The 12170-nt window shown below is 72.8% G+C and carries 9 protein-coding genes; 2 read left to right on the forward strand and 7 right to left on the reverse strand.

The window, feature by feature from the left end; all coding sequences use genetic code 11:
• Positions 1 to 479 precede the first annotated feature (479 nt).
• The gene (locus C3486_RS16900; protein ID WP_103833533.1) at positions 480 to 1487 is read right to left on the reverse strand and encodes a stage II sporulation protein M; all 1008 of its coding nucleotides are present in this window, start codon (positions 1485 to 1487) and stop codon (positions 480 to 482) included.
• A gap of 137 nt (positions 1488 to 1624) precedes the next feature.
• Between C3486_RS16900 and C3486_RS16905 the strand changes: the two genes are divergently transcribed.
• Complete coding sequence (locus C3486_RS16905) at positions 1625 to 2698, forward strand: RDD family protein (protein WP_103833534.1); 1074 nt, start codon at positions 1625 to 1627, stop codon at positions 2696 to 2698.
• A gap of 122 nt (positions 2699 to 2820) precedes the next feature.
• On the opposite strand, the gene C3486_RS16910 is transcribed toward C3486_RS16905, so the two are convergent.
• Positions 2821 to 3456 carry a hypothetical protein gene (locus C3486_RS16910; protein ID WP_103833535.1) on the reverse strand — a complete coding sequence of 212 codons (636 nt, stop codon included), beginning with the start codon at positions 3454 to 3456 and terminating at the stop codon, positions 2821 to 2823.
• Between the two features lie 232 nt (positions 3457 to 3688).
• Positions 3689 to 5146: an adenosylhomocysteinase gene (gene ahcY / locus C3486_RS16915; RefSeq protein WP_103833536.1), complete on the reverse strand. Its 1458-nt coding sequence runs from the start codon at positions 5144 to 5146 to the stop codon at positions 3689 to 3691.
• A gap of 817 nt (positions 5147 to 5963) precedes the next feature.
• On the opposite strand from ahcY, the gene C3486_RS16920 reads away from it, so the two are divergent.
• Positions 5964 to 8240, forward strand: coding sequence for a fructose-specific PTS transporter subunit EIIC (locus C3486_RS16920; RefSeq protein ID WP_181138580.1), 2277 nt, complete (start codon positions 5964 to 5966; stop codon positions 8238 to 8240).
• Positions 8241 to 8327: 87 nt separating this feature from the next.
• Here C3486_RS16920 and C3486_RS16925 read toward each other — a convergent pair whose 3' ends face one another.
• The 4 genes from C3486_RS16925 to C3486_RS16940 all read right to left on the reverse strand — a co-directional run bounded on the left by C3486_RS16925 (position 8328) and on the right by C3486_RS16940 (position 12142).
• On the reverse strand, positions 8328 to 9275 hold the full coding sequence (locus C3486_RS16925) for a cation diffusion facilitator family transporter (protein WP_103833538.1): 948 nt from the start codon (positions 9273 to 9275) through the stop codon (positions 8328 to 8330).
• A 159-nt stretch (positions 9276 to 9434) separates the two neighbouring features.
• Positions 9435 to 10649 carry a mannose-6-phosphate isomerase, class I gene (manA, locus tag C3486_RS16930; protein WP_103833539.1) on the reverse strand — a complete coding sequence of 405 codons (1215 nt, stop codon included), beginning with the start codon at positions 10647 to 10649 and terminating at the stop codon, positions 9435 to 9437.
• Positions 10650 to 10754: 105 nt separating this feature from the next.
• Entirely contained in the window at positions 10755 to 11900 is a 1146-nt protein-coding gene (locus C3486_RS16935) for an SIS domain-containing protein (RefSeq protein WP_103833540.1), read from the reverse strand.
• 59 nt (positions 11901 to 11959) lie between these two features.
• Positions 11960 to 12142: a Trm112 family protein gene (locus C3486_RS16940; RefSeq protein WP_052869224.1), complete on the reverse strand. Its 183-nt coding sequence runs from the start codon at positions 12140 to 12142 to the stop codon at positions 11960 to 11962.
• Between the last annotated feature and the right edge of the window lie 28 nt (positions 12143 to 12170).

Below are 12170 nucleotides of genomic sequence, written 5' to 3' on the forward strand. Positions count from 1 at the left end.
TCGGGCTTTCCTCCGGGCGCTTCCCTTCGGTGTTTCCAACCTTACCAGATCGTTTTTCGTGATCCGGCCCCCTGTTGGAGCGGGGTTCGCTTTCCGGTTCGGCCCTTGCGGGCTTTCCCTTTCGGCGGTTCCGACTTTACCAGATCCTCGTCCGTGTCGTTTCCGACTCGAATTTTGTTTCCGGTGGCCTTTGGATTGGCCTTGCCTTTCGGCTGTTCCGACTTTATCAGAAGCGTTTTCGCCGATTTGATCGGCTCAGCGTTCCCGATAAGGATTCGGAAGGGCTCCATCGAATTGAATTCCGACCGGAGCGCAGTAGATCTTAACCATCACAGAGGGGCTTGTCCAGCTCCCTGGCAACCGTTCGAATCTACCTCCCCCAGTCGTCCGTGTCAACGGGTTTCCTGGGGTGAAGAGGAGATTAGCAGCTCGGGGGTGCCCGATGCACATCCGGCCCTCTGTAGCGCCGTGAGCGCAGGTCAGGCGGCGGTCGGCACCGAGGCGGCGCGGTCCGCGTCCTCGATGTCGCCGGTCTCCCCCGCGCGCACTGCACGGCGGCCGGGGCCGTAGACGTACGCCAGGAAGGCCAGTTCGGCGACGACTCCGATGCCGATGCGGAGCCAGGTGGGCAGCCCTGACGGGGTGACGAAGCCTTCGATGGCTCCGGAGACGAGGAGTACGGCGGCCAGTCCCAGGGCGACGCCGAGTGCCGCGCGGCCCTCCTGTGCGAGGGCTTCGCGGCGGGTGCGCGGTCCCGGGTCGACGACGGTCCAGCCGAGCTTCAGGCCCACGCCGCCGGCGACGAAGACGGCGGTCAGCTCCAGGAGGCCGTGCGGAAGGATCAGCCCGAGGAAGGTGGAGAGGCGGCCGGCGGAGGCCATCAGCCCGATGCCGACGCCCACGTTGAGCATGTTCTGGAAGAGGACCCAGAGGACGGGGACGCACAGGAAGGCGCCGAGCACCAGGCACAGGGCGGCGGTCTGGGCGTTGTTCGTCCAGACCTGGGCCGCGAAGGCCGCGGCGGGGTGGCTCGAGTAGTACGTCTCGTACTCACCGCCCGGCTTGGTCATCTCGCGCAGGGCTTCGGGAGCCCCGATGGACGCCTGCACCTCCGGGTGGGCCGCGATCCACCACCCGATGAGGGCGGCGACCACCGTGGAGAGGACCGCGGTCGGTATCCACCAGTGGCGCAGCCGGTAGAGCGCGGCGGGGAACGCGGTCGTGAAGAAGCGGGCGGCGTCCCGCCAGGAGGCCTTGCGTGCCCCCGTGACGGCGCTGCGAGCGCGCGCGACCAGGGAGGTCAGCCGGGCGGTCACGGCGGGGTCCGGTGCGGTGGACTGCAGCAGCGACAGGTGGGTCGTGGCGCGCTGGTAGAGGGCGATCAGTTCGTCGGCCTCGGCACCCGAGAGGCGGCGCTTGCGGCGTACGAGTGTCTCGAGGCGGTCCCACTCGGTGCGGTGCGCGGTGACGAAGACATCGAGGTCCATTCGGTAGCGCTCCTCGCCCCCGTGGTGACGGTCCTGGTGCTCATGATGAACGTACCGGTCCCATTGTCGTATCGGCTTGGCAGACTGGCGGTGCCGGCAACGGGGTGGCGGCGACGCGGGCGAGGAGGACGGCGGGGATGAACGAGCTGGTGACGGGTGAGGCGGTCGTCCTCGGGCTGCGGCCGGCCAGGCTGCCGAGCCGGGCGCTGGCGGTCCTGATCGACCTCACCGTGGCGTGGGCGGCCTACATCGCCGTCTCCATCGCGCTGTTCGCCGCGACGGGCTCGCTGGACCCGGCCGCGGTAGCGGCGCTGTCGGTCGCGGCCTTCGTACTCGTACTGATCGGCATCCCGATCGTCGTCGAGACGCTGAGCCACGGCCGCTCGCTGGGGAAGCTCGCGTGCGGGCTACGGGTGGTGCGCGAGGACGGCGGCCCGGTGCGGTTCCGGCACGCGCTGGTGCGCGGGGCGCTCGGGGCCATCGAGATCGTGCTGACGATGGGGGTCGTGGCCTGTATCGCGTCGCTGGTGTCGGCGCGCGGGCGGCGGCTCGGGGACGTGTTCGCGGGCACCGTCGTCGTACGGGAGCGGATACCCGTGCCACGGGGCGGGTCGCCGGCGCTGCCGCCTCCGCCGCCGTGGCTGATGGGGCAGCTCGGTGCGCTGGACCTGTCGCGGGTGCCGGACAGCTGGTGGCTGGCCGTGCGGCAGTTCCTGGCGCGGGCGGGGCAGCTGGATCCGCAGGCCGGCTGGCGGCTGGCGGGGCGGCTGACCGAGGACTTCGTGGGGTGGACGGGAGCCGCGCCGCCGCAGGACGTGCACCCGGTCGCCTATCTGTCGGCGGTGGTGTTCGAGCGGCAGGGGCGGGAAGCGCGGCGCGCCTTCGGTGGGGAGGGCGCCGGGCAGGGAGCGGTGCCGGGGCCGGTGGCGGCGAGTGCGTCGCCGGGGCCCGCGCCGGCGGTGCCCTCGGCGGCGGTGCCTTCGGCGGCGACGGGTACGGGCCCGTGGGCGACGCCGGGTGGGGCGCCGGCGGCGTCCGACGTACCGCCGGTGGCGCCGGTGGCTCCCGTTGCCTCCTCGGCTGTTGTCTCCTCGGCGGAGAGCTCAGCGGGGGCCGGATCGGGCCGTACGGCGGGACCGGGGCGCGCGGCGGGACCGGACGACCGTACGGCGGAGCCCGGGCGCAGGACGGGGTTCGCGCCGCCCGCGTAAGGCGGCGGTGCGGGAAGGGCCAGTACGGCGCCGGGCAGCTGCCCGCGGGCCGTGTCAGGTCGTGCCGGGCGGCTTCGCGCGGGCCGCGCCAGGTCGTGCCCGGGGCGGGACGGGACGGGCGGTCAGAACGTCGGGTCCGCCTCGGTCGGGAACGTCGACGGCGGGGATTCGAGGTTTTCGAGCTCGATGCCGGGGGCGGAGAGGACGACGTCGCCGGCGAGGTGGACGGCGTGCTGTTCGCCGGTCTCCAGGTCGTTGACCTGGTACTCGTCCACGGTCAGCGGGCCGTTGTCAGTGGCGTGTGCTGTCCTGTTCATCAGGGCCCAGGACTGGTCGAGGGTGCGGGGTGCGAGGACGGGGGGTGTGAAGGCCACCAGGCGGGTGCGGACGGCTCCGGAGCCGTGGGCGGGGCGCAGCAGCCGGGCGGTGGCCACGAGGAAGGCGGGGGACGCGCCGGTGAAGGCGTGGGCGGCGACGTTGCCCTCGGTGGCGTGCGTGCCGGAGGGGTCGGACCGTACCCAGGTGACGCCTTCGAGTGCGGCGCCGCGTACCTGCCAGGACGCGGCGTGGAGTTCGAGGCGGATGGGGCGGCCGAGGTCGTCGAGGGTGAGGTCGACGGAGCCCGCGTGGTCGCCGGAGGGGGTGGTGATCTGCGAGACGTAACGCCAGCCGGAGGGGCCGGTGGCGCAGTGGAAGTGCTCTTCACCGAGGGGGGTGTGATCGTGCGGATCGTGCAGCGAATAGCGGCCGCGGGGCATGGGGGTCCTTCGATGGTTCCGTCAGTCGTTCCCGCGAAGGGACTGCCGTCGAGGCTACGCAAGCCCGGGCGCGGGCCAGGCCCCCGCCCGGGGAGGACGGGGGCCTGGTTCACCGGCTGACTGCGTGACGCGTACGGCGGTGATCACCGGGCGGCGTCACGGCGTGCCGCGGGGTGCCGCCAGGTACCGCGAAGGCGTGCCGGGGCGGTACCGGGGCGGTCGGTGCCGCGGCTCAGTAGCGGTAGTGGTCGGGCTTGTAGGGGCCCTCGACCTCGACGCCGATGTAGGCGGCCTGCTCCGGGCGGAGGGTGGTGAGCTTGACGCCCAGCGCGTCCAGGTGGAGGCGGGCGACCTTCTCGTCCAGGTGCTTCGGCAGGACGTAGACGTCGGTCGGGTACTGCTCGGGCTTGGTGAACAGCTCGATCTGGGCCAGCGTCTGGTCCGCGAAGGAGTTGGACATCACGAAGGACGGGTGGCCGGTGGCGTTGCCGAGGTTCAGGAGGCGGCCCTCGGACAGCACGATCAGGACCTTGCCGTCGGGGAAGGTCCAGGTGTGCACCTGGGGCTTGACCTCGTCCTTGACGATGCCCGGGATCTGCGCGAGACCGGCCATGTCGATCTCGTTGTCGAAGTGGCCGATGTTGCCCACGATCGCCTGGTGCTTCATCTTGGCCATGTCCGAGGCCATGATGATGTCCTTGTTGCCGGTCGTGGTGATGAAGATGTCGGCGGTCTCGACGACCTCGTCCAGCGTGGTGACCTGGTAGCCGTCCATCGCCGCCTGGAGCGCGCAGATCGGGTCGATCTCGGTGACGATCACGCGGGCGCCCTGGCCGCGCAGCGACTCGGCGCAGCCCTTGCCCACGTCGCCGTAGCCGCAGACCACGGCGGTCTTGCCGCCGATGAGGACGTCGGTGGCGCGGTTGATGCCGTCCACCAGCGAGTGCCGGCAGCCGTACTTGTTGTCGAACTTCGACTTGGTGACGGCGTCGTTGACGTTGATCGCCGGGAAGAGGAGCACGCCGTCGCGCTGCATCTCGTACAGGCGGTGCACGCCGGTGGTGGTCTCCTCGGTCACGCCGCGGATCTCCGAGGCGAGGCGGGTCCACTTCTGCGGGGACTCGGCGAGGGTGCGGTTGAGCAGCTCCAGGATGGCGCGGTGCTCGTCGCTCTCGGCGGTGTCGACCGAGGGGGCCTTGCCGGCCTTCTCGTACTCGACGCCCTTGTGGACCAGGAGGGTGGCGTCACCGCCGTCGTCCAGGATCATGTTCGGGCCGCCGGTGGGCGAGTTCGGCCAGGTCAGGGCCTGCTCGGTGCACCACCAGTACTCCTCCAGGGTCTCGCCCTTCCAGGCGAAGACCGGGACGCCCTGGGGATCGTCGGGGGTGCCGTTCGGGCCGACGGCGATGGCCGCGGCGGCGTGGTCCTGGGTGGAGAAGATGTTGCAGGAGGCCCAGCGGACCTCGGCGCCCAGCGCGACCAGGGTCTCGATCAGGACGGCGGTCTGCACGGTCATGTGCAGCGAGCCGGTGATCCGGGCGCCGGCCAGCGGCTGCTGGTCCGCGTACTCCTTGCGGATCGCCATCAGGCCGGGCATCTCGTGCTCGGCGAGGGTGATCTCCTTGCGGCCGAAGGCGGCCAGGGAAAGGTCGGCGACCTTGAAGTCCTGACCGATGGCTGCTGTCGTCATGTCGGGCTGCTCCCCGGTGGTCGGAGGGTGGTTGCGGTCGGCAGTCTGCGGCGCGGGCAGGCGGGGTGGGTGAGCGGGTACGCAGGCGCGCTTCGGGCGCCGTACGGACACCCCGTACCGGACATGGCTGGTCCGGACGGATCACCTGGACATGGCCGTCACCCGGCGCGTTCCTCACCGGGACGTGATCGAACCGGGAGGCACCCGCCCTGGACATACCTGTCCCCTGGCCGCAGCACGCAGTCCGTCGGAGGCCCTCTCTCCCTCGGCCGGTCCGCGCTGCGGGCCGCCCGACCGCCATCAGCAGCGACGTCTGGCACTGGTCACGAATCTACACCGATCGGCCCAGTGAACCCCAGCCCCTCCGGAAGGGTGCGGCGCGTCACACACGGGTGCGCGGCGCGTGTCGGGGGCGGGTGCGGGTGGATCGGCGGGGGGCAGGGAAGCGGTCGTGGCGCGAACCGGGCACAGGTCGCCTCGCGGGACAGGGACTCCGCTGCGATACGGGGCAGGACGAGCCGCGGCGCCGGTCGCCGGTCAGGGACAGGGCGCGGGCGGCAGTGGGGTGAGTGTTGTGGGTGAGGGGTGTGGTGGCGGGTTGGAGGGGTGGGGTTCGTGATGCAGGATCGGAGTGCGCGGGAACACTTGCACGATCTTGCGCGGACTTTGTGAGGAGAGTGACGTGACCAGCAGTTCAGCGGAGCCCCCTGAGGGTGCGGGGCCCGGCGGCGCGGGGTCCGGAGGCGCGGCTTCCGAGGGCGCGCGGGCCGCGGCGCCCGAAGGTGCCCGGGGCGGGGAGCGGCTGCGGCTGCTCGCCGTGACCGCCTGCCCGACGGGCATCGCCCACACGTACATGGCCGCCGAGAAGCTGGCGCAGGCCGCCGAGGCGCTCGGGCACGAGATGAAGGTGGAGACGCAGGGGTCGATCGGGGCCGAGAACGTTCTGTCTGACAACGATGTCAGGGACGCCGACGGGATCATCATCGCGGCGGACAAGGACGTCGACCGCGCCCGGTTCGTCGGTAAGCGCGTCGTCGTGGTCGGGGTGGCCGAGGGCATCCACCACCCCGAGCAGCTGATCGAGCGGGTACGCAGCGCGCCGGTGTACGGCGCGGACGGCACCGCGGCGGGGGCCGGCGGCGGCACGGCCGGTACGGGTTCCGCGGGCGCGGCCGGCGGCGGGAGCGGCGGTGGCCGGGAGCGCAGCGTCGCGTACAAGGCGCTGATGAACGGCGTCAGCTACATGATTCCGTTCGTGGTCGTGGGCGGGCTGCTCATCGCCGTCTCACTGGCACTGGGCGGCCATCCGCAGGCCGACGGCGGACTCGTCATCCCCGACGGCTCGTTCTGGAAGCACGTCAACGACATCGGGACGATCGGCTTCACGCTGATGGTGCCGATCCTGTCCGGGTACATCGCGTACGCGATCGGGGACCGGCCCGCGCTGGTACCGGGCATGATCGGTGGCTGGATCGCCAATACGGGCGCGCTGTACGACTCCAAGTCGGGCGCGGGCTTCATCGGGGCGATCGTCACCGGCTTCCTCGCCGGATACCTGGTCCTGTGGATCAAGAAGGTCCGGGTCCCGAAGTTCGTCCAGCCGATCATGCCGATCATCGTGATCCCGATCGTGGCGACGACGGCGCTGGGCCTGTTCTTCATCTACGTCATCGGGCGGCCGATCTCCTGGGTGTTCGAGCACCTGACGAGCTGGCTGGGCGGGCTCACGGGATCGAGCGCGGCCCTGCTCGGGGTGCTCCTCGGGCTCATGATCGCGTTCGACATGGGCGGGCCTGTCAACAAGACGGCGTTCCTCTTCGGCGCGGGCCTGGTCTCCAAGAACCCCGAGATCATGGGTATGTGCGCGGCGGCCATTCCGGTGCCGCCGCTCGGGCAGGGCCTGGCGACGCTGGTGCGCCGCCGGCTCTACGACGACCAGGAGCGTGAGACGGGGCTCGCGGCGCTGTTCATGGGGTGCTTCGGCATCACGGAGGGCGCGATCCCGTTCGCGGCGGCCCGGCCCGCCCGGATCATTCCGTCGAACATGGCCGGCGGCGCGGTGGCCGGTGCGATCGCCGGTCTGGCCGGGGTGACGGACAACGTGCCGCACGGCGGGCCGATCGTGGCCGTGCTGGGCGCGGTGGGCGGCATCGCGATGTTCTTCGTGGCCGTCGCTGCGGGTACGGTCGTCACCGCGCTGTGCACGGTGACGCTGATGTCGATGGCGGAGCGGCGCGGGGGCGCGCGGGGCACCGGAGGCGCCAAGGAGGACGCCGGAGTGTCCGCTCCGGAGCCGGCCCTGACGGGGGCGACCGCCGGGGGCGCGTCCGCCGCGGGTGCGACGGCTGCGGGTGCGGTCGGTACGGCGGCGCAGGGCTCGGCCCGTACGGCAGCGCAGGACGCGGGCGCACCGGCCCCGACGGACCGGGCCACCGCTGAGGAAGCCCGTACGGCCGCCGCACCGGGCTCCCGTACCGACGCGCGCACGGAAGACGACGCGAAGACCGGCCCCAAGGCCGACGCGGACACCGGCCCCGAGGCCGGAGCGGACACCGCCCCCGACGCCGGCGCGAAGGTCGGTACGGGCGCCGGCGCAGCGGCTCCCCGCGCCGCGGACGCGGCCGATGCCCCCGCGCCCGCCGTCCTCTCCGGTTACCTCACCCCCGCCACCGTGAAGGTGCAGCTGGACGCCACGGAGAAGGAGGCGGCGATCCGGGAGATGGCGGAGCTCGCGGCCGGGGCCGGGAAGGTCGCGGACGTGGACGAGCTGGTGCGGGTGGCGCTCGCGCGGGAGGCGCAGGGCACCACCGGGCTCGGTGAGGAGATCGCGATCCCGCACGCCAAGACGGACGCGGTGACGGCGCCGGTCGTCGGGTTCGCGCGGTCCGCCGAGGGCATCGACTGGGGGTCGCTGGACGGCACGCTCGCGAAGCTGGTCTTCATGATCTCGGTACCGGAGGCCGCGGCGGGCGACGAGCACCTGCGGATCCTCGCGCTGCTGTCGCGGAAGCTGATGGACCCGGACTTCCGGGCGCGGCTGCAGGCGGCGCCGGATGCCGACGGGATCATGGCCGTACTCACCGAGATCCAGTAACGAGATCCAGCAAGCGAACGGCGGCAGAAGAAAGCGGGCCCCGCACTCAGCACCACTGAGTGCGGGGCCCGCTTCGCGAGAGCCTGGTCAGACGCCCGGTACCGGGCTGCCCGAGGCCGCGGCCTCCGCCGAGTAGATGTCCGGCTCCAGGTAGATGACGCGGGCGATCGGCACGGCGGCGCGGATGCGGTCCTCCGCCGCGTTGATCGCGTCGGCGACCTCCGTGGCCGTGTCGTCGTGCTGGACCGCGATCTTCGCGGCGACCAGCAGTTCCTCGGGGCCGAGGTGGAGGGTGCGCATGTGGATGACGCGGGTGACGGTGTCGCCGTCGACGATGGCCGCACGGATCTTGGCGACCTGGTCGGCGCCCGCCGCCTCGCCCAGGAGGAGGGACTTGGTCTCGGCCGCCAGGATCAGGGCGATCAGCACGAGCAGGGCGCCGATGCACATCGTGCCGATGCCGTCCCAGATCGCGTCGCCGGTGATCAGGGTGAGGGAGACGCCGAGCAGCGCGAGCACCAGGCCGACGAGCGCGCCGAAGTCCTCCAGGAGGACGACGGGCAGCTCGGGGGCCTTGGCGCGGCGGACGAACTGGGCCCAGGACTGCTGGCCGCGCAGGGAGTTCGACTCCTTGATGGCCGTGGTGAAGGAGTAGCCCTCGGCGACGATCGCGAAGACCAGGACGCCCACCGGCCAGTACCAGTGCTCCAGGTCGTGCGGGTGCTGGATCTTCTCCCAGCCCTCGTACAGCGCGAAGACGCCGCCGATGGTGAAGAGGACGATGGAGACGAGGAAGCCGTAGATGTAGCGCTCGCGGCCGTACCCGAAGGGGTGCTCCTCGGTGGCGGCGCGCTTGGCCTTCTTCCCGCCGAGCAGCAGCAGGCCCTGGTTGCCGGAGTCGGCGATCGAGTGCACGCCCTCGGCCAGCATGGAGGACGAACCGCTGAAGGCGAACGCCACGAACTTCGCTACGGCGATGGCCAGATTGGCGCCCAGCGCCGCGACGATGGCCTTGGTGCCACCTGATGCACTCATGAGTGCCGCATATCCCTTCCGTCGACCGGGCTTTACCGCCCCTTTAACCCAATGGGGATGGTCATTGTCGCACCCGTGACGCAGGCGTGCACCGGGTGACCACCGTGACGCGGGAGACCCCGCGTCCGGACGGCGGCCGTGGCACGGGAGCGCCCGCGCTCAGACGACGACCGTGGCGCGGAAGAGCGTGCCCTCACCGCCCGCCGTGACGTCCTCCCCGGCCGGGACGAAGGCGGACTCACCGGGCGCGAGCGACAGTTGGCCGGCCGGGCCCGCCGCGCTCTCGGCGTTGCGCAGGACGACGGAGCCGGCGGTGCAGAGCAGGATCTGCGGCGTGCGGCTCGGCAGCGGCGCGGGCGCGGCGCCGGGGGCCAGGACGTACCGCGAGAGCCGGAATTCGTCGATGGGCGTCTCGTAGACCTCCTCGCCCGACGGGCCGGCCTCGGGGCGCAGCACGCCCGCGTCGCCCGCCTCGAAGCGGACGATGCGCAGCAGTTCGGGGACGTCCACGTGCTTCGGGGTGAGGCCGCAGCGCAGGACGTTGTCGGAGTTGGCCATCAGCTCGACGCCGAGGCCGTTGAGGTAGGCGTGCGGGATGCCGGCGCCGAGGAAGAGGGCCTCGCCGGGCTGCAGCGTCACGTAGTTGAGCAGCATCGCGGCGATCACGCCGGGGTCGCCCGGGTAGTGATGGGCGATCGCGGCGTACGCGGCGTAGGACCCGGCGTGCGGGCCGTCGGCCTTGCCCAGGCGTTCGGCGGCGGCGGTGGCCTCGCCGACCGTCTCGGCCATGGCGTGCTTGTCGGCGGTGAGGACGGCGGTGAGGACCTCGCGCAGCGCGTCCTCCTCGGGGCCGGCGCGCAGGATGTCGACGTACGGCTTGAGGCTGTCGACGCCGAGGCCGGCGAGCAGGTCGGCGGCCTCGGCGGGGTGCCGGAAGCCGCACAGGCCGTCGAAGGGGGTGAGCGCGCAGATCAGCTCGGGCTTGTGGTTGGCGTCCTTGTAGTTGCGGTGCGGCGCGTCGATCGGGACGCCGCGCCGCTCCTCGTCGGCGAAGCCCGCCTCGGCCTGCGTGCGGTCGGGGTGGACCTGGAGGGAGAGCGGCGAGCCGGCCGCGAGCAGCTTCAGCAGGAAGGGCAGGCGGGGCCCGAAGGCGCGTACGGCGTCGGGGCCGAGCTCGTCCTCGGGGCCCTCGTCGATGATCTCCGCCAGGGACTGCGGGCCGATGCCCCGGTCGACGCGGGACGGCGCGCCGGGGTGGGCGCCCATCCACATCTCCGCCTGCGGCTCACCGGTCGGCTCGACGCCGAGGAGGTAAGGGATCGCGGTGGTGGAGCCCCAGGCGTAGGGGCGCACGGTGTTGGTGAGGCGGTCCATGGCGGGCGGGCTCCTGGTGGAATCGGTAGGGGTCGGGGACGGCGGCCGGGCGGGCGGCGGAGCGGCACGGCGGCGGCCCGCTGGGACACCGCGCACCGCCCCGCCTCATGATCCCTCGGCTCCGGCGAGCGCCAGGTAAACGGCGGCGAAATCGGTGGTGGCGAGGAGCTGTGCGGCGTTCTCCAGGGGGCTGCCGCCCTCGTCCGCCGCCAGCTCGCTGACCGGCGTGTCCTGTTCGAGGGCGAGGTCGCGGGCGGCGGGGGCCGCGGACAGCGGTCCCGGCGGGCCCTCACGCAGCAGCAGGGCGCGGGCGTGCAGCGCCTCGGGCTGTTCGACCCGGTCGCGGAAGAAGTCGTCCGGGTCGGCGCCGGCGGCCAGCGCTCCGGCCAGCAGCATGCGGTGCGCGGTGAGTGCTTCGGGAAGTTCGGCGGCGAGCGCGGGGCGGCCCGCGAGGCCGGTCAGTACGGTCGCGAAGTGGCGGCCGACGGCGCCCGCGACCGTGCCCTCGGTCCAGATCAGCGGGAGGCTGTCGGCGAGCTCGGCGGCGAGGGTCTTGGCGGGGTTGCCGTACGTGGCGGTGGCCGGGCCGCACTGGGCCGCGATCTCGTCGAGCTTGTCGGCGAGCCGCGCCAGCTCGTCGGGCGGGGCCGCAAGCAGCCCGATCCGGTCGGCGAGCGCCAGCAGCGGGGTGAGCAGCGACCAGAGGGTGCCGGGTGCGGCGGGCGGCGCGCCCTCGACGTCGAACTCGCCGTCGTACGGGGTGGTGGCGAGCGGTACGGCAAGGCCGCGTGCCTGCTCGATGGCGTCGGCGAGCGGGCTGCCGGCCGGGGTGACGCCCACGACGGAGCAGCCCCGGCGGTAGGCGTTCTCGATCAGCTCGGCGAGGCCGGCGTCGGCGCCGTCGGGGGCCGCGACGAGCAGCAGGTCGAGCGGGCCGGTCCAGCCGGGCAGGGCCCAGCGCAGCGCGCCGGGCTCGGGGGCGACGCCGGTGGGCCGGATCAGCGTGACCGGGCAGCTGCCGCCGCCGAGCGCGCCGAAGAGGTCGGCGACGCAGGGCGCGGCGGGGCCGGGGCCCGCGACCAGGACGGTGCGGGGGCGGCCGTCGGGCGCGAGGTCCGGTATCCCCGCCTCGGCGGCGTTGCGGGCCGCGGTGCGGACGCGGGCGCCGGACTCGGCCACGGCACGCAGCAGGCCGTACCGGTCCGCCTCGGCCAGGGCCTCGGGGGCGTCGAGAAGTGACTCGTCGAGCATGGTGATGCTGCCTTCCGGTCGCCGGGCGGGCCGGTCGGAGCGGCCGCCGCCCCGGGGGGTCAGGCCGGCTTGCGGGCCTCGTCCACGAGGAGGACGGGGATGCCGTCGCGCACGGGGTAGGCGAGACCGCAGCCGGTGCCGGTGCAGACCAGCTCGGCGGGGTCGTCGGCGGACTTGTCCGCGAGCGGGGCGTGGCACGCCGGGCAGGCGAGGATCTCGAGGAGGCTGGCTTCGACCGGCACGGTGGCGGCCCCTTCCAAGTGGTGAGGT

The sequence above is a fragment of the Streptomyces sp. Ru73 genome (assembly GCF_002920575.1).
Classification (GTDB): Bacteria; Actinomycetota; Actinomycetes; order Streptomycetales; family Streptomycetaceae; genus Streptomyces.

Coding starts and splice junctions, on each gene's coding strand:
- C3486_RS16910 (WP_103833535.1), bottom strand. CDS start 3,456: ATGCCCCGCGGCCGCTATTCGCTGCACGATCCGCACGATCACACCCCC.
- ahcY (WP_103833536.1), bottom strand. CDS start 5,146: ATGACGACAGCAGCCATCGGTCAGGACTTCAAGGTCGCCGACCTTTCC.
- C3486_RS16905 (WP_103833534.1), top strand. CDS start 1,625: ATGAACGAGCTGGTGACGGGTGAGGCGGTCGTCCTCGGGCTGCGGCCG.
- C3486_RS16925 (WP_103833538.1), bottom strand. CDS start 9,275: ATGAGTGCATCAGGTGGCACCAAGGCCATCGTCGCGGCGCTGGGCGCC.
- manA (WP_103833539.1), bottom strand. CDS start 10,649: ATGGACCGCCTCACCAACACCGTGCGCCCCTACGCCTGGGGCTCCACC.
- C3486_RS16900 (WP_103833533.1), bottom strand. CDS start 1,487: ATGGACCTCGATGTCTTCGTCACCGCGCACCGCACCGAGTGGGACCGC.
- C3486_RS16935 (WP_103833540.1), bottom strand. CDS start 11,900: ATGCTCGACGAGTCACTTCTCGACGCCCCCGAGGCCCTGGCCGAGGCG.